This window comes from Nonomuraea phyllanthi (genome assembly GCF_006334985.2).
Taxonomy (GTDB): domain Bacteria; phylum Actinomycetota; class Actinomycetes; order Streptosporangiales; family Streptosporangiaceae; genus Nonomuraea; species Nonomuraea phyllanthi.
Window position 1 is genome coordinate 912,134 of record NZ_VDLX02000001.1, and the last position, 15,637, is coordinate 927,770.

General features: G+C 69.8%; 12 protein-coding genes. 3 read left to right on the forward strand and 9 right to left on the reverse strand.

Annotation, left to right across the window (positions count from 1 at the left end):
- Positions 1 to 30 precede the first annotated feature (30 nt).
- The 8 genes from FH608_RS04310 to FH608_RS04345 form a co-directional block, all read right to left on the reverse strand.
- A complete protein-coding gene (locus tag FH608_RS04310; protein WP_139628460.1) occupies positions 31 to 504 on the reverse strand; it encodes a DoxX family protein in 474 nt (157 codons plus the stop codon).
- Positions 505 to 617: 113 nt separating this feature from the next.
- Complete coding sequence (locus tag FH608_RS04315) at positions 618 to 3,497, reverse strand: glycoside hydrolase family 3 protein (protein ID WP_139628462.1); 2,880 nt, start codon at positions 3,495 to 3,497, stop codon at positions 618 to 620.
- A gap of 14 nt (positions 3,498 to 3,511) precedes the next feature.
- The gene (locus FH608_RS04320) at positions 3,512 to 4,333 is read right to left on the reverse strand and encodes a carbohydrate ABC transporter permease (protein WP_139628464.1); all 822 of its coding nucleotides are present in this window, start codon (positions 4,331 to 4,333) and stop codon (positions 3,512 to 3,514) included.
- A complete protein-coding gene (locus FH608_RS04325; RefSeq protein ID WP_139628467.1) occupies positions 4,330 to 5,193 on the reverse strand; it encodes a carbohydrate ABC transporter permease in 864 nt (287 codons plus the stop codon). Before FH608_RS04325 ends, FH608_RS04320 begins: the two co-directional genes overlap by 4 nt.
- A complete protein-coding gene (locus FH608_RS04330; protein ID WP_139628469.1) occupies positions 5,194 to 6,501 on the reverse strand; it encodes an ABC transporter substrate-binding protein in 1,308 nt (435 codons plus the stop codon). It abuts the gene before it with no gap.
- Positions 6,502 to 6,518: 17 nt separating this feature from the next.
- The gene (locus tag FH608_RS04335) at positions 6,519 to 8,804 is read right to left on the reverse strand and encodes a TIM-barrel domain-containing protein (protein ID WP_139628471.1); all 2,286 of its coding nucleotides are present in this window, start codon (positions 8,802 to 8,804) and stop codon (positions 6,519 to 6,521) included.
- 120 nt (positions 8,805 to 8,924) lie between these two features.
- Positions 8,925 to 9,782 (reverse strand): polysaccharide lyase, encoded by an 858-nt coding sequence (locus FH608_RS04340; protein WP_139628473.1) that lies wholly within the window; start codon positions 9,780 to 9,782, stop codon positions 8,925 to 8,927.
- A gap of 96 nt (positions 9,783 to 9,878) precedes the next feature.
- Positions 9,879 to 11,273: an NAD(P)H-quinone dehydrogenase gene (locus tag FH608_RS04345; protein ID WP_139628475.1), complete on the reverse strand. Its 1,395-nt coding sequence runs from the start codon at positions 11,271 to 11,273 to the stop codon at positions 9,879 to 9,881.
- Positions 11,274 to 11,427: 154 nt separating this feature from the next.
- On the opposite strand from FH608_RS04345, the gene FH608_RS04350 reads away from it, so the two are divergent.
- Positions 11,428 to 11,916, forward strand: coding sequence for a gamma-glutamylcyclotransferase (locus FH608_RS04350; protein ID WP_263008728.1), 489 nt, complete (start codon positions 11,428 to 11,430; stop codon positions 11,914 to 11,916).
- 10 nt (positions 11,917 to 11,926) lie between these two features.
- Here the strand turns inward: FH608_RS04350 and FH608_RS04355 are convergent, their stop codons facing one another.
- Positions 11,927 to 13,231 carry an MFS transporter gene (locus tag FH608_RS04355; protein ID WP_139628477.1) on the reverse strand — a complete coding sequence of 435 codons (1,305 nt, stop codon included), beginning with the start codon at positions 13,229 to 13,231 and terminating at the stop codon, positions 11,927 to 11,929.
- Between the two features lie 110 nt (positions 13,232 to 13,341).
- Between FH608_RS04355 and FH608_RS04360 the strand changes: the two genes are divergently transcribed.
- Together FH608_RS04360 and FH608_RS04365 are read left to right on the forward strand one after the other, a co-directional pair.
- Positions 13,342 to 14,334: an Lrp/AsnC family transcriptional regulator gene (locus tag FH608_RS04360; protein ID WP_139628479.1), complete on the forward strand. Its 993-nt coding sequence runs from the start codon at positions 13,342 to 13,344 to the stop codon at positions 14,332 to 14,334.
- A complete protein-coding gene (locus FH608_RS04365) occupies positions 14,331 to 15,635 on the forward strand; it encodes a M20/M25/M40 family metallo-hydrolase (protein ID WP_139628481.1) in 1,305 nt (434 codons plus the stop codon). The genes FH608_RS04360 and FH608_RS04365 overlap by 4 nt, the downstream gene beginning before the upstream one ends.
- Positions 15,636 to 15,637 lie beyond the last annotated feature (2 nt).

Here is a 15,637-nt window from a genome sequence, read left to right on the forward strand (position 1 = left end):
ACAACGAATTAATAAGACATCGACCCCCGCTCACGACCTGGTGGGAGCGAGCTCCCCGACCCGCACGCCGCGCTGCCACAGCGCGATCGCGATGTAGAGCGCCTGCTCGGGGACCCGCTGCCACAGCGGCGTCACCTCCTGGCCGGCCAGGGCGGCGTGGACGTTGGCCGGGAGCAGGGCCACGAAGAGCAGCGCCAGGCAGACGCCGGCGAGCCCCCGGGTCCTTTCGAGCACGAGCCCGGCGGCCCCGGCCAGCTCCAGCACGCCGGTGAGGTGGACCACCAGGGCCGGGAACGGCACGAACGAGGGCACCATGGCCACCATGTCGGCGTGGTTGGGCATGAAGGTCACGCCCGCCGGGACGAAGTGCGCACTGGCCGTCATCACCAGCATGACGGCCAGGCCGTGGGCGGCGCTGACCCGCCAGGTGGTGAACCTGGCCACGCCCAGCGCCCCCAGCAGCCGGAACACCAGCGTGGCGGCCAGCAGAACGATCAGGACCATCGGAGCCTCCCATTGGATAGTCGCACTATCGACTATAGATAGCACAGCTATCCAAAAGGAGCAAGCAGGGGTTCCGTGGCGGCCGCGACCATGCTCGCGGCCGCCACGGAACGTCATCGGGCCAGGGCGAAGTCCCTGATCCTCAGGTCACCCTTGAACACGACGTACAGGTCGCCGGTGCCCGCCTTGACGGTGCCGGTCGCCGTACCCCACTGGTAGATCCCGCCGGTGGCGGGCACCTGGACGGTCCCCAGCAGGTCGCCGGTCGGCGAGCCGGAGCGCAGCTCGATCGCGCCGCCGCTCGCCGACGACACCCCGGCCGTGAAGCGGGAGCCGAAGGAGGCGCCGGTGAAGGAGATCCAGTCCCCCGCCGAGCCCTCCACGGCCTCGCCCGCGGCCTTCGTCTCGTCCGCGAACACCACGCCCGAGTAGTCGTCGAAGTCCATCGCCCGCGTGGTCCTGGCCAGATCGCGCACGGGGATCCGCTCGCCGGGCACGCGCAGAGTCGTGGACAGGCGGATCCGGTCGGAGGCGGAGCCGACGAGCACGTCGTGGCTGGCCCGCTCGACGGCCCACCTGCCGCGGGTGTAGTCCCAGACCGCCAGGTCCGGCCTCTTCAGCGTGAAGGTCACCGTGCGGGTCTGGCCCGGCCGCAGGGTGACCCGCTCGAAGCCGCGCAGCTGCTTGACCGGCTGCTCGAAGCGGGACTCGCGCTGGTGGGTGTAGAGCTGGACCACCTCGTCGCCCTTGACCCGGCCGGTGTTGGTGACCTTCACGCTCACCGTGGACCCCCTGACCTTCAGGTCGCGGTAGGCGAACGAGGTGTAGCTGAGGCCGTGCCCGAAGGCGTAGAGCGGGTCGTCGTCCCCGTACAGGTACGTCATGCCGGTCTTGGCCAGGTCGTAGTCGAAGATGCTCGGCAGATCGTCGCCGGCGGGCCAGGTCTGGGTGAGCCGGCCGGCCGGGTTGACGTCGCCGAAGAGCACGTCCGCGACGGCGTGCCCGGTCTCCGAGCCCGCGTGCGTGGTCCACAGCAGGGTCGGGGCGTCCACGATGACCGGGTAGCTGGTCTCCAGGACGACGACCGTGCGCGGGTTCGCCTTGCGCACGGCCTCGATCAGCCGCAGCTGCCCGTCGCCGAGCCGCAGGCTGCTCCGGTCGTGGAACTCGCGCCCCGAGACGAACGGGTGGCTGCCGACCACGACGACCGCGACCTCTGCCTTGGCCGCCTGCTCGGCCGCCGCCGCCACGCCGTCCGACACGATCTCCTTGCCGAACCTGGCCGCCTCCGCCTTGGGGGCCAGGCCGAGCGTGCCGTCGGCGGAGACGCTCACGTACGGGTCGGGCAGGGCGAACCAGCCCTCCACGCTCTCGTAGCCGGCGTACCTGATGAGGTAGCTGCCGTCGGACTGGCGCTCCAGGGCGAACTGCTGCTGGACGTACCAGCCGTTGGGCTCGTCGTCATCGGTGTCGAGCGAGCGCCAGTCGCCGCCGAGCAGCTTGCCGTTGCCGGCGTTGCGCAGCGTGGACACGCCGTCGGTCCAGTCGGTCAGGTCCCACTGGGAGGCGGCGGTGGGAGCCGTGTCGATCAGGGCGGCGTTGTCGTCCGGGCCGGTGCCGGTCGCGGTGATGTACTTGCCGGAGGCCAGGTGCTTGAGCGCGATCCGCTCCAGGCCCGTGCCGGTGCTGACGTCGGCGACGCGCTCCTTGATGCCGTCGAGCGGCGTGACCTCGTACGGCATCTCGCCGGAGTACCAGTCGCGGTAGAGCGTGTCGGCAAGCGGCCCGACCACGGCGGCGGACTTCGGCGAGCTCAGCGGCAGCACGCCGGAGTTGCGCAGCAGCACCGCCGCCTCGCCGGCGGCCTCCCGGTTGAGCCGCTGGTGGGCGGGGCTGTTGATCACATCTTTGGTGATCTTCTTGTACGGCCCGCCGTCCGGGTCGAAGTGCCCCAGCCGGGTGCGGATGGTCAGCACGTGGCGCACGGCCGTGTCCACGTCGGCCTCGGTGATGAGCCCCTGGTCGAGCGCGGCCGTCAGGTGCTCGGTCAGCGGCCCTGAGTCGCTGTTGTCGATGGTGTAGCTGTCGAGCCCGGCCTTGAGCACCGCGGCGAACGCCTCGGGCTTGGTGTCGTAGTACTTCTCCAGGTCGGTCAGCGCGTGCGGCCCCCAGGCGTCGCTGACGTTGTAGAGCGTCCTGTCCGTCCACGACCGGACCGTGCTGTTCAGGTCGGGGTTGACGTGGTCGGGCCGCCCGTTGACCAGCTGGTACGACGCCATGACCCCGGTCGCGGCGTTCGCCGAGACGGCCGCCTTGAACGCCTGCTCGTAGTACTCGTGCTTGAGCTTCGGCGTCAGGTTGGAGGAGCTGAGGCTGCGGTTCGTCTCGTTGTTGTAGGCCAGGTAGTGCTTCAGCACGGGCGCGGCCTTCAGGTAGAAGGGATCGTCACCCTGCAGGCCCTTGCCGTAGGCGGTGGAGATGGCGCCGGTCAGCAGCGGGTCCTCCGAGTAGCCCTCCTCGTTGCGGCCCGCCCGCGGGTCGCGGAGCAGGTCCACGACCGGCGCCCACACCTGAAGGCCCCACAGGATCGGGTCGGCGTCGTTGTAGCCGCGGACCTCGTCGCCGACGGCCGACCCGACCTTCTTGATCAGGCCGGGGTCCCACGTGCTCGCCAGGCCCACGGCCTGCGGGAACACGGTGCCGCTCGCCAGCTTCTGGTTCCAGTTGTCGTTGAGGTGGTTGGACCAGGCGACGCCGTGCAGCGCCTCGGTGCCGTTCTTGTGGTACGCGATGCCCAGCCGCGGGATGGCCGCCTGCGACTGGTGCAGCAGCCCCAGCTTCTCCTGGAGCGTGAGCCGGCCGAGCAGGTCGTCGACCCGCCGCTCCACCGGCAGCCTCGGGTTCTGGAAGGGGAAGCTCTCCGCCTGGGCCGGCGGTGCGGCGAGCACGGAGGCCGCCAGCACGAGGGTGGCTAATAACGGGATCTTTCGCATAGAGGGGTTCTCCATCACTTGATGGCGCCGACCGTCACACCTCTGGTCAGCGTGCGCTGGAAGATCAGGAAGAAGGCGATCGCCGGGACGACGCCGAGCAGGGCCGAGGCGCTGGACATGGTGGCGTCCATGTACTTCTCGCCCTGCAGGACACCGAGCGCGACGGGCACCGTCTGGGTGTCGTTCGAGATCAGGAAGATCAGCGGAAGGAAGAACTCGTTCCACGTCCAGATGAAGAAGAAGATCAGCAGCACGTTCAACGTGGGGCGACTGATCGGCACCACGATCCGCCACAGCGACCGCAGCCGCCCCGCGCCGTCGATGGCCGCCGCCTCCAGGATCTCCTTCGGGAACTGGCCGAGGACCGCGCTCAGCAGGTACGTGCCGAACGCCGCCTGGATCACCGTCATGACGATGATCACCGACAGCCGGGTGTCGTACAGCCCGACGGCCTTGGCCAGGTAGTACAGCGGGTAGGCCAGCGCCTCCTGCGGCAGCGTGTTGGCCACCAGGAACAGCACGAGGATCGACAGCCGCCCCTTCACCCGGCCGATGCCCAGCGCGTACGCGTTGAGCACCGACAGCACCACGGCGAACACCGCCACCGAGGCGCTGATGACGAAGCTGTTCCAGAGCTTCGTGCCGAACTCCACCCGGTTCCAGAAGTCCACGATGCCCTGGAGGTAGAGCCCGTCGGGCAGGCTCAGCGGGCCCTGCGAGCTGTACTCGGCCGGCGACTTGACGGCGTTGACCGCCACGATCGCGAACGGGAACACCATCACGACCGCCAGCACGACCAGCGCGAACAGCACGGCCCAGCGTCCCGGGCCCCTCATGACTCACGCTCCTGCACCCGCAGGAACAGGAACGTCACCACGACGATGATCAGCGCCAGCACCGTGGCGACGGCCGAGCCGTACCCGACGTTGCTCTTCTGGAAGAAGTTCAGGTACGAGAAGTACGAGGGGACCATGGTCGCGTTGCTCGGCCCGCCGCGCGTCAGCACGAAGATCGGCCCGAACACCTTGAGCGCGGCGATCGTGCAGGTCAGCAGCACCACGAAGATCTCCGGCCGGATCTGCGGGATCGTGATGTGCCAGAACTTGCGCCACCACGAGGCCCCGTCGATCTCGGCCGCCTCGTAGTAGGCCGGGTCGACCCGCTGCAGCCCGGCCATGAAGATCACGACCGGGTAGCCGAGCTGGAACCAGACCATGACGGCCATGACCGTGGCCAGCGCCAGGTCGGGGTCGCCGAGCCAGTCGAGGTCCAGCCCGAGGATCTGGTTGACCGCGCCGTACGACGGGTGCAGCATCCATCCCCACACCACGCCGGCCACCGCCACCGGCAGCACCTGTGGCAGGTAGTACATCGCCCGCAACGCCGAGGCCGTGCGCGGCCCGAACCGCTTGCCGATGTAGTCGAACAGGCAGGCCGCCAGCACGAGACCGATCGCGGTCGGCACGACGGCCATGGCCACGATCAGGCCCACGTTGTGCTGGAACGACTGCCAGAAGCGCTCGTCCTCCATCAGCCTGGCGTAGTTGTCCAGCCCGATCCATCGGGGCGTGCCCACCCCCGACCAGCGGGTGAAGCTCGCGCCCACGTTCATCAGGAACGGCACGACGATGACGGCCACGAACAGCAGCAGGCTGGGGACCAGGTAGGGCCAGTACCCCCTCGTGCGCACCCTCATTCAGTTGCCAATGTCGGCGAGGTTGTCCTCGTACGGCCCGGCGATTTCGTCCAGCACCTCGGCAGGGGTCTTGCCGCCGTTGATGAGGTTCTGGACCCCGGCGACCAGCACGTCGTAGTAGCCGGGCGCGGGCCAGTCGGGGTAGAAGGCCAGGCCGTCCTGGGCGGTGAGCTTGTTGAACGTCTCGATGAGCTCCTTGCTCTTCTCGTCGGTGATCGCGCCCGGGTCGGCGGCCACGGGCACACCGCCCGAGTTGCCGAGCAGGTTCTGGATGTCCTTGCTCATCGTGATGTCGATGAAGTCGTAGGCCAGGTCCTTGTTCTCCGACTTCTCCGGCACCACCCAGATGTTGCCGCTCGACCCGGGCGCCATCGTGGCGCCGGGGAAGAGGAAGTGGCCCCACTCGAAGTTCTTGATCTCGGAGGCGAGGCGGCCGTACCACCAGCTACCGCTGATCATGATGGGGAACTTGCCGTTCATGAAGGCCACGCCCATGTCCTCGGCCTTGAGCCCGGAGGAGTTCTTGGCGATGTAGCCCTTCTTCACCCAGTCGGCGAACGTCTCGGCGCCGTAGGTGAACTCGGGGCCGTGGAAGTCCACCTTGCCGTTGTACGACTGGAAGGCGTCCAGCCAGGGCTTCTGCGCCTTGGTGAGCGCGAGCTGGTAGAAGATCTGCTGGGCCGGGTATTCGGCGCCGGCGTTGGCGATGGGGGTCACCCCGGCCTTGACGAACGTGTCCAGCGCCGCCGTGAACTCCTCGAACGTCGTCGGCACCTCGACCTTGTTCTTCTCGAAGAGGTCCTTGTTGTAGTAGACCATCACGAACTCGCCGTAGTTGGGCACGCCGTACCACTTGCCGGAGCCCATGACGCCGCGGTCGTCGTACTTGGCGGTGGTCTGCAGGCCGCCGGGCAGCAGCTTGTCCCAGCCGCGCTTGGTGGCCTCCTCGCTCAGGTCGGTGAGCAGACCCTGCTTGGACAGCAGGCCGGCGGTGGCGTTGCCCTTGTTGTACTCCATGATGTCGGGCGCCTCGTCGGAGTTGAGCACCATGCTCGCCGTCTTCTGGATCTGCTCGAAGCTCTTCTCCTCGAACGTGACGGTGACGTTCGGGTGCGACGCCTCGAACTTCTTGATCGCCTCGGCCCACGCCTTGCCCATGGCGCTGTCGGCCGTCTCGTAGTGCCAGAGCTTGAGCGTGCGCGGCTGACTGCCGTCCTGGGTGGCCGGTGTCTCCGAGCCTCCAGAACCGCACGCCGTCAGGACCAGGACCGCGGCGGCCAGCGCCGCCGCGGCTCGTGATTTCACCATGATCCCTCCAGGGGGTGTTACGAAAGGACGGCCCGAGCGGGAGCTCCGGCCACCGGGGCGAACTCCACCCCGGTGACGCGCTTCGGGCCGGTGACGGCGACACGCAGCACGTCGCCGTCCCTGGTGGCGACGGCGACGGTCACGCCGTCCTCGTCGTGGACCTCCACCGTCGCGTCGCCGCCCCCGAAGGCGACGAGAGTGATCTCGGTCGGCACGTCGATCGTGGCTCCCGGCGCGGTGACCGGGATGAGCGCGCCGTGCCGGACGAACAGCGGGATCTGGTCGAGCGGCTTGGCGACCGTGACGTAACGGGAGCCTTCGAGCACCTCGCCCGTCCAGTAGTCGACCCAGCGGCCGCGCGGCAGGTAGACCTGGCGGGCGCCCTCCGGCGCGGTCATGGGGGCCACCAGCAGGTCGCGGCCGAGCAGGTACTGCAGGTCCGCCTGCCAGGCCACCGGGTCGTCCGGGTGGTCCACGCACATCGCCCGCATCATGGGGGCGCCCGTGCGCGCCGCCTCGACGGCCGCCGAGTAGATGTAGGGCATCAGCCGGTAGCGCAGCTTCAGCGCGTCCACGGCCTGCTCCTCGACCTCGGGGAACTCCCACGGCTCGCGGGTGGTCGTGCCGTGCAGGCGCAGCAGCGGGGAGAGCGCGCCGAACTGGGTCCAGCGCACGTACAGGTCGTCGGTGGGGCGGCCGGTGAAGCCGCCGGCGTCGTGGCTCCAGAACGGCACCCCGGACAGGCCGTGCGCCAGGCCGCCCCTGATCGTGCTGCCCATGGCGGCGTAGCTGGTGTAGGTGTCGCCGCCCCACTGGGCGCTGTGGCGCTGGCCGCCGAGGAACGACGAGCGCGCCCACACCAGTCCGTGGCCGTGCACCTCATGGGTGACGGCGGCGACGGCGTCGTTGAACAGCAGGGTGTAGACGTTGTGCAGGTCGGTGCCGGTCATGCCGTTGAAGGCGACGGCGTCGGCGGGCACGCCCTCGGCGAAGTCGGTCTTGAACGCGGCCACGCCCTGATGGAGGAGGTCGCGCAGCAGCCCGGTGAACCACTCGGCCGCCCGCGGATTGGTGAAGTCGACGATCCCGCAGGGCGGGAAGGACTCGTGCCAGCAGTCGGCGACGTACGTCTCCCCCTCCTGATTCTTCAGGAAATATCCGGCTTCGGAGGCTTCGGCGAAGGCGGGGCTCAGGTGGGAGACGTACGGGTTCATCCACAGGCAGACCCGGAACCCCATCTCCTCCAGCTCGGCCAGCATCGCGCCGGGATCGGGGAAGTTCTCGGGGTCCCACCGCATGTCGGACCAGTGCCCGTCGCTCTGCCAGTACGTGTCCAGGTGCAGCACGTCGCACGGGATGCCGCGCTCCCTGATCGTGCGCGCCCTGGCCAGCACCCGCTCCTGGCTGTCCACGCAGAACCCGGACGAGATCCACGTCCCGAACGCCCACTTCGGCGGCAGCGACGGGCGGCAGGTCAGCCGGTCGTAACGGTCCAGGACGTCGGCCGGCGCCGGCCCGGCGATCACGTAGTAGTCCATCACGTCGTCGGGCACGACGATCTGCACGACGCTGTGCGTGGACTGGCACACGTCGAACTCCGTCGGGGCGCCGCTGTCGACGAGCACGCCGTAACCCCTGCTGGAGACGTACAGCGGGATGTTCTTGTACGCGCGCTGCGACTCGGCGCCGAACGCGTCGAAGTTCCACATGAGCGGGCGCTGGCCGCGCTTGTCCAGCCGGGTGAACGACTCGCCGAAGCCGGAGAAGGACTCGTCGGGGGCGGCGGCGAAGCTCTCGTGGTAGGCGACGGGCGCGCCGCCGGCGCTGGAGCGGCCGAAGGGCAGCGTGCGCAGGCGCCCGCTGATGTCGGTGTGGCCCCGGTCCTGCTCGACCAGCGTCCGCCCGGCCGCGTCCGTGAACCGCAGGTGCCACGGCGCCAGGCTGATCTCGGCCCGCAGCGACCCCGCGTCGATCACGATCGGCCGGTCCGGCTCCGCCTCGGCACGTGCCCCTGAGTACGTGCCGGGCGTCACAAGCGAGACGGCCCTCTCGGATCGCGGCCGGGCGCTCGGGTCCTCCGACAACCGCACCCGGATGACGCCCTCACCGGCCACGCCCACCTGGACGACCAGCGTCTCCTGCGCCGTCGTGAGAGCCTTCACCAGCACCTCGGCGCCGTCCGCCGCGACCAGCTCGGCGGCGGTCACCGCCGACAGACCACCCTCGCCTCGCGCGCGGACCGGCAGCTCGGGCGGGTCGGCCACGAAATATTCGTGCGCGACCAGTGGGGGGCGATAGGGCATGGAAGCTCCTTTGAACGGCGGCGCCAAACTCCTGAATTAGTTTGGTGGCCATACCAACAAAGGTCAACGCCTATTTGCCGATCCCCCTGCCCGCCCGCCGCCGGGCGGCGCCGCCCCGGATCAGTGCGCCGACGGGTCGACGGCGCTGAAGGACGTGCCCACCGCGATGTTGTCGTGAACGACCACCCGGCTGTCGACCTCGGTCGGCGCGGTGTTCCACGCGGGCTTGTAGATCCCCCACTTCAGGTAGCCCTTGGTGGTGGCGTCGTCGTTGAACGTATTGGCCCCGGTGGTGGCCAGGACCTTCTTCCAGCCGGGAGCCTTGTGGGTCTGGTGCCAGACGTCGATGCTGCCGTCACCGCGATGGCTCCACCTGAACTTGAACACGAAGTCGTGCCAGCTCCCCGGCCGTATGTCGGCCAGGTCGAAGCTGGTCTTGCGCACCGAGCCGGCGGTGGAGCAGCGGTTGCCGTCGGAGTTGACCCGCAGCCGCCACTTGCCCGACGGCTGGACGGTGAGGAACGCGCTGGGGAACTTGTTGGACTCGCACGTGTCACGCCACGGCTTCCACTGGAAGAGGATGTCCTCCCGGGAGTCGGTCTTCCAGGTGCTCATGATGTAGATGCTGAACCCGTAGTAGACGGTGTCGCCCGACCGGTAGTAGCTCTTCTCCAGGCCGAGGGTGTGGCTCTCCGCCCGGGCGCCGCCCGCGACCGCCGGGTCGCCGTACTTCAGATGGCTGCGGATCGAGTAATCACCCGTCCGCCCCATGGTGCTGACCCCGATCGAGTGCGGGCAGCACGCGTTGGGCTCGATGCCGTAGCCGGACGTCTTCGTGCCGTCCTCGTAGTCGAACAGGACGGCGGGCGCCGCCGAGCGCGCCGCGAAGGCGGGCTGTCCCGGCACGAGCAGGGCGCACAGGAGCAGGGCGGCGGCCGCCTTCCGGCTGCCGCCGGCGAGTGGGGAGGGGATGGTCATGCGCGAACGCTACAAGTCCCCCGATCACGCCCGTGCCGGATGAGCGCGCGGCATACCGGCGGTATACCCGCGACATACCGGAACGGGCCGATCGTCCTAGATGCCGATGGCGGCCTCGGGCTGCATGAGCCGCCGGGCGGCCTCGGTGATCGAGCCGGACAGCGACGGGTAGACCGCGAACGTGTGCGCGAGCTGGTCGACGGTGAGCCGCTGCTGCACCGCCACGGAGACGGCCAGGATCAGCTCGGAGGCCCCCGGCGCCACGATCACGCCGCCCAGCACGATGCCGGTGTTGGGCCGGCAGAACACCTTGACGAACCCGTCGTTGAACCCCTGCATCTTGGCCCGCGCGTTGGTGGCCAGCGGCAGCTTGACCACGTTGGCCTCGATCTCGCCCGCCTCGATGGCCCGCTGCGCGACCCCGACCGCGGCGATCTCCGGGTCGGTGAAGATGTTGGACGCCACGGTGGCCAGCCGCAGCGGCTGCACGGCCTCTCCCAGCGCGTGCCAGACCGCGATCCGGCCCTGCATGGCCGCCACGGACGCCAGCATGAGCACGCCCGTGCAGTCGCCGGCCGCGTAGACGCCCGGCGCGGAGGTGCGCGAGACCTTGTCGACCTTGACGAAGCCGCCCCGGTCGAGCTGCACCCCCGCCTCCTCCAGGCCGATGCCGGAGGTGTTGGGGATCATGCCGACGGTCATCAGCGCGTGCGACCCCTCGGCGGTGCGGCCGTCCTCGAGCGTCACCACCACGCCGTCGGCAGTGCGCTTGACGGAGGCGGCCCGCGAGCGGCCCATGACGTTCATGCCGCGCCTGCGGTAGACCTCTTCGAGCACCTCGGCGCCGTCGGCGTCCTCGTTGGGCATCATCCGGTCACGGCTGGAGACCAGCGTGACCTCGGAGCCGAGCGAGCGGTAGGCGCCCGCGAACTCCGCGCCCGTCACCCCCGAGCCGACCACGATCAGGTGCTCGGGCAGCTCCTCCAGGTCGTAGAGGTGGCGCCAGGTGAGGATGCGCTCGCCGTCGGGCTCGGCGGAGGGCAGCACCCGCGGAGTCGCGCCGGTGGCCAGCAGCACCACGTCGGCCCTGATCGTACGGTCGCCGGCCCTGACCACCTGCGGGTCGACCAGCCGCCCGCGCGCCCTGATGATCTCCACGCCCTCGGCCTCGACGCGGGTGGCGATGTCGGCCGACTGGGCCTGCGCCAGCTCCTTGACCCGCTTGTTGACCAGCGGCAGGTCGATGCCGACCGTGCCGGCCTCGCCGTCGGGGCCGCCGTCGTAGGAGATGCCCAGCGACGGCGCGTCGAGCAGGGCCTGCTTGCGCACGGAGGTCGCGATCAGCGTCTTGGACGGGACGCAGTCGGTCAGCACGCACGCGCCACCGGGGCCGTCCTGCTCGACCAGCGTGACCTGCGCGCCTAGCTGGGCGGCCACCAGGGCCGCCTCGTAGCCTCCGGGTCCGCCACCGATGATCACGATCCTCGTCACATCACCCATTGTCCCGCATGGGCCGGGTAAGACCGCAACCGGCCCGTAGTCGTCCGGACACGGGATCCGCGCTGATGACACGTGGCGGCCGTCCAGCGTGGCAGGATGGCGCGGTAACCGGAAGACGAGCAGCACCCGGTGAAAGGGGTGGACCGTGGCGTGGCTTTCAGGTCCTTCGGGCCAACCGAACGAGCCCCGGCTCTATGCCGCCTACGGCTCCAACATGGACCCGGACCAGATGGCCATGCGCGCCCCGCACTCCCCTATCCGCGGGGTCGGCTGGCTGCCCGGCTGGCGGCTGACCTTCGGCGGCGGCGACCCCCGTGAGGGCGCCATCGCCACGATCGTGGAGGATCCCGACGAGCACGTGTTCGTGGTGCTCTACGACGTGCCGGAGTGGGAGGAGACCTCGCTCGACCAGTGGGAGGGCGCGGTGCGCGGGGCGTACCACAAGGTGCGGCTGCGCGTGCAGACCCTCGACGGCGAGGTGGTGGCCTGGCTCTACGTGCTCGACGGCTACGAGGGCGGCCTGCCGTCGGCCCGCTACCTCGGCAGCCTGGCCGACGCGGCCGAGCGCGCGGGCGCCCCCGACGACTACGTCAAGGAGTTGCGGGAGCGCCCCTGCACCTCGTACGGCGGCTAGGACGAGCCGGCTAGGACAACGGGTCGTCCTTGGTCTCCTTCAGCACGAAGATGTAGACCAGCGTCGAGATCAGCGCCAGCGCCGACATGTAGTAGGGGAACACGCCGACGTTGCCGGCGTCCTTGAGCGCCGTCCCGATCAGCGGGGCGGTGCCGCCGAAGAGCGCCACGGTCAGCGAGTACGGGAAGCCCGCGCCGGCCGCCCGCACCCGGGTCGGGAAGAGCTCGGAGTTCACCGCCGCGGAGATCGAGGTGAAGCAGCCGAGGAACAGCATGCCGACCAGCTGCACGACCAGCAGGCTCGCGAACGAGTCCGACAGCAGGTTGAGCAGCGGCACCGGCAGCACCACGAAGGCCACGCCGAAGGCGATCAGCATGGGCCTGCGCCCGACGCGGTCGGAGAGCATGCCGAGCAGCGGCTGCAGCACCATGAAGACGAACAGCGAGATCGTGCCGACCGTGAGCGAGTCGGCCTTGTCGAAGTCGACGGTGATCTGCGCGTAGGTCGGCAGGAAGCTCGTCCAGGTGTAGTACGCCACGGTGCCCGCGATCGTGATGCCGACGATCGTGGCGGCCGCCTTCGGGTAGCTCAGCAGGAACTCGAACAGCCGCGGCCGCTGGGCCTCGCCCCGCTGGATCTCCTCCGCCACGGCCGACGTCTCGTCGGCGCCCTTGCGGATCCACAGGCCGACGAGGCTGATCAGGGCGCCCACGAGGAACGGGATGCGCCAGCCGTACGAGGTCATGTCGGTCTCGGCCAGGCCGGAGGCCAGCAGCGCCGCCAGGCCCGAGGCCACGAGCTGGCCGATGGTGGTGCTGACGTACTGGAAGCTCGAGTAGAGGCCGCGCCGGCCGGACGGGGCCGACTCCACCAGGAACGTGGTGGCGGCGGCGAACTCGCCGCCCACGGACAGGCCCTGGACGAGCCGGGCGAGGGTCAGGATGATCGGCGACAGCAGGCCCGCGGCCTCGTACGTCGGCGTCACGGCGAGGAGCAGCGAGCCCACGCCCATCAGCACGATCGTGAACGTCATCGCGGCCTTGCGCCCGAACCGGTCGGCGAACGCGCCGACCAGCAGGCCGCCCAGGGGTCTCATGAAGAAGCCGACGGCGAAGACGCCGTAGGCGCTGAGCAGCGGCACGAGGCTGTTGCCGGCGGTCTCGGGGAAGACCTGTGCGGAGAAGTAGGTAGCGAGGAACGTGTAGGCGTACCAGTCGTACCACTCGACGACGTTGCCGATGCTGGCCGCCATGAGCTGGCGGACCCGGCTCTTGGGGATGCCGAGTGGTGAGGAGGCCACGGGGGAGGTCGCCACTTGGGCTCCTTTGCTGCAAAGTGCGGTGATGGCCTACTGTGCAGTTGGCAGACCGAAACAGTCAAATGTCTGGCCGGATATTTACAAACCCGACACAGAACAGGTTGCAGGTGGACGTTCTCGACCGGCGCCTCGTCGCCGCGCTGCAAGTCAGCCCGCGCGCCTCGTGGGGCGAGATCGGCCGGGCCGTGGGCGAGCACGAGCGCACGGTCGCCAGGAGACTGCAGCGCCTGATCTCCGAGGGCGTCGTCCGGGTCACCGCCATCTACGACGACCTGCGCACCGGCCACGGGCGTCCCGTGCACCTGCACGTCCAGGTGCGGCCCGGCACGGCGGGCAAGGTGGCCGGGGCGCTGGCCGACCGGCCCGACACGCGCTCGGTCTACGCGCTCACCGGGGCCGCCGACATCGGCTGCGAGCTGGTCTCGCCGTCCCGCGAGGAACTGCACCACATCCTGTCCGCGCAGGTCTCCGAGATCGACGGCGTGCGGCAGACACAGGCCCAGGTCGTGCTGCACACGTTCAGGACCGTCGCCGAGTGGCACGCTCCCTACCTGACCGAGCAGGAGGTGGCCGAGCTGCGGCCCCCGCCGCCGCCCGATTGCCAGCCCGACGAGGAGGGCCTGTCGCCGCTGGAGCAGGAGATCGCCCGGCTGCTCACCGCCGACGGCAGGATCGCGTTCACCGCCGTCGCCGAGCGGCTCGACGTCTCCGTGCCGACCGCGCGCAGGCGGGTGACCTCGCTGATCGAGCGGCGGCTGCTGCTGCCGCGCGCCGAGGTGGAGCCGGCCCTGCTCGGGCTGGAGGTCGAGGCCATGCTCTGGCTGAAGGTCCGGCCGTACGGGCTGGACCTGGTCGGGCAGCGGCTGGCCGCCCACCCCAGCGTGCGCTACTGCGCCGCCACCTCCGGCACCCACTCCCTGATCGTGCAGGTCGTGGCCGCCCACGAGGCCGACCTCTACCGCTTCATGACCGGTGTCGTCGGGCAGTACGACGAGATCACCGACAGCGACCTCACCCTGATCACCCGCGCCTACAAGCGCGGTCACCTCCACAAGTCCGGACTTCTCACGTTGGATCACCGTTGGGAGAGAACGCCATGACACCCGCCGAGAATGAGGTCGCCGACCTGTGCGTGGAGCTGATCCGCGCCGACAGCAGCAACTACGGAGACGGCAGCGGCCCGGGCGAGCGGGCCGCCGCCGAGATCGTCATGGCCCGCCTGGCCGACGTCGGCATCGAGTCCACCTACATCGAGAGCGAGCCGGGCCGCGGCAACGTGATCACCCGCGTCGAGGGCTCCGACCCGTCGCTGCCCGCGCTGCTCGTGCACGGCCACCTCGACGTGGTGCCCGCCAACGCCGCCGACTGGTCCGTCGACCCCTTCGCCGGCGAGGTGCGCGACGGCTACATCTGGGGCCGCGGCGCCGTCGACATGAAGGACATGGACGCGATGATGCTGGCCGTGCTGCGCCAGCTCAAGCGCGAGGGGCGCAGGCCGCGCCGCGACATCGTGTTCGCGTGGGTGGCCGACGAGGAGGCCGGAGGCGTGTACGGCGCCAAATACCTCACCGCCCACCACCCCGAGCTGTTCGAGGGCGTGACCGAGTCGATCAGCGAGGTCGGCGGCTACTCGCTGGAGGTGGACCCGTCGCTGCGGCTCTACCTGATCGAGACCGCCCAGAAGGGCCTGGCCTGGATGAAGCTGATCGCCGACGGCACGGCGGGGCACGGCTCCATGCTCAACTCCGACAACGCCGTCACCGAGATCGCCAAGGCCGTGGCGAGGATCGGCGAGCACGACTGGCCGCTCACCTACACGCCGACCGTCCGGCAGTTCCTCACCGAGGTGGCGGACGCGTTCGGGATCCCGTTCGACGAGAACGACCCGCAGGCGGTGCTGGACAGGATCGGGCCCCTCGTCCGGTTCGTCGGCGCGACGCTGCGCCACACCGTCAACCCGACCCAGCTCGACGCCGGCTACAAGTCGAACGTCATCCCCGGCCAGGCCACGGCGGTGATCGACGGTCGGTTCCTGCCCGGGTTCGAGGACGACTTCTTCAAGACCGTCGACTCGCTGCTCGGGCCGAAGGTGCGGCGCGAGTTCGTGCACCACGACATCGCGCTGGAGACCTCGTTCGACGGGGCGCTGGTCGAGTCGATGATCGCGGCGCTCAAGGCCGAGGACCCGGCGGCGCGGGCCATCCCGTACTGCATGTCGGGCGGCACCGACAACAAGACGTTCTTCGCCGACCTGGGGGTGCGCGGGTTCGGGTTCGTGCCGCTGCGGCTGCCCGCCGACATGGACTTCGCCTCGATGTTCCACGGCGTGGACGAGCGGGTGCCGGTGGAGGCCCTGCAGTTCGGGGTGCGGGTCCTGGACAGGCTGCTCCTAAACTACTGAGC

Bases quoted from the DNA above. Each gene is read 5' to 3' on its own strand.
- FH608_RS04320 (WP_139628464.1), bottom strand. From the start codon at position 4,333: ATGAGGGGCCCGGGACGCTGGGCCGTGCTGTTCGCGCTGGTCGTGCTG.
- FH608_RS04365 (WP_139628481.1), top strand. From the start codon at position 14,331: ATGACACCCGCCGAGAATGAGGTCGCCGACCTGTGCGTGGAGCTGATC.
- FH608_RS04335 (WP_139628471.1), bottom strand. From the start codon at position 8,804: ATGCCCTATCGCCCCCCACTGGTCGCGCACGAATATTTCGTGGCCGAC.
- FH608_RS04310 (WP_139628460.1), bottom strand. From the start codon at position 504: ATGGTCCTGATCGTTCTGCTGGCCGCCACGCTGGTGTTCCGGCTGCTG.
- FH608_RS04330 (WP_139628469.1), bottom strand. From the start codon at position 6,501: ATGGTGAAATCACGAGCCGCGGCGGCGCTGGCCGCCGCGGTCCTGGTC.
- FH608_RS04340 (WP_139628473.1), bottom strand. From the start codon at position 9,782: ATGACCATCCCCTCCCCACTCGCCGGCGGCAGCCGGAAGGCGGCCGCC.
- FH608_RS04315 (WP_139628462.1), bottom strand. From the start codon at position 3,497: ATGCGAAAGATCCCGTTATTAGCCACCCTCGTGCTGGCGGCCTCCGTG.
- FH608_RS04325 (WP_139628467.1), bottom strand. From the start codon at position 5,193: ATGAGGGTGCGCACGAGGGGGTACTGGCCCTACCTGGTCCCCAGCCTG.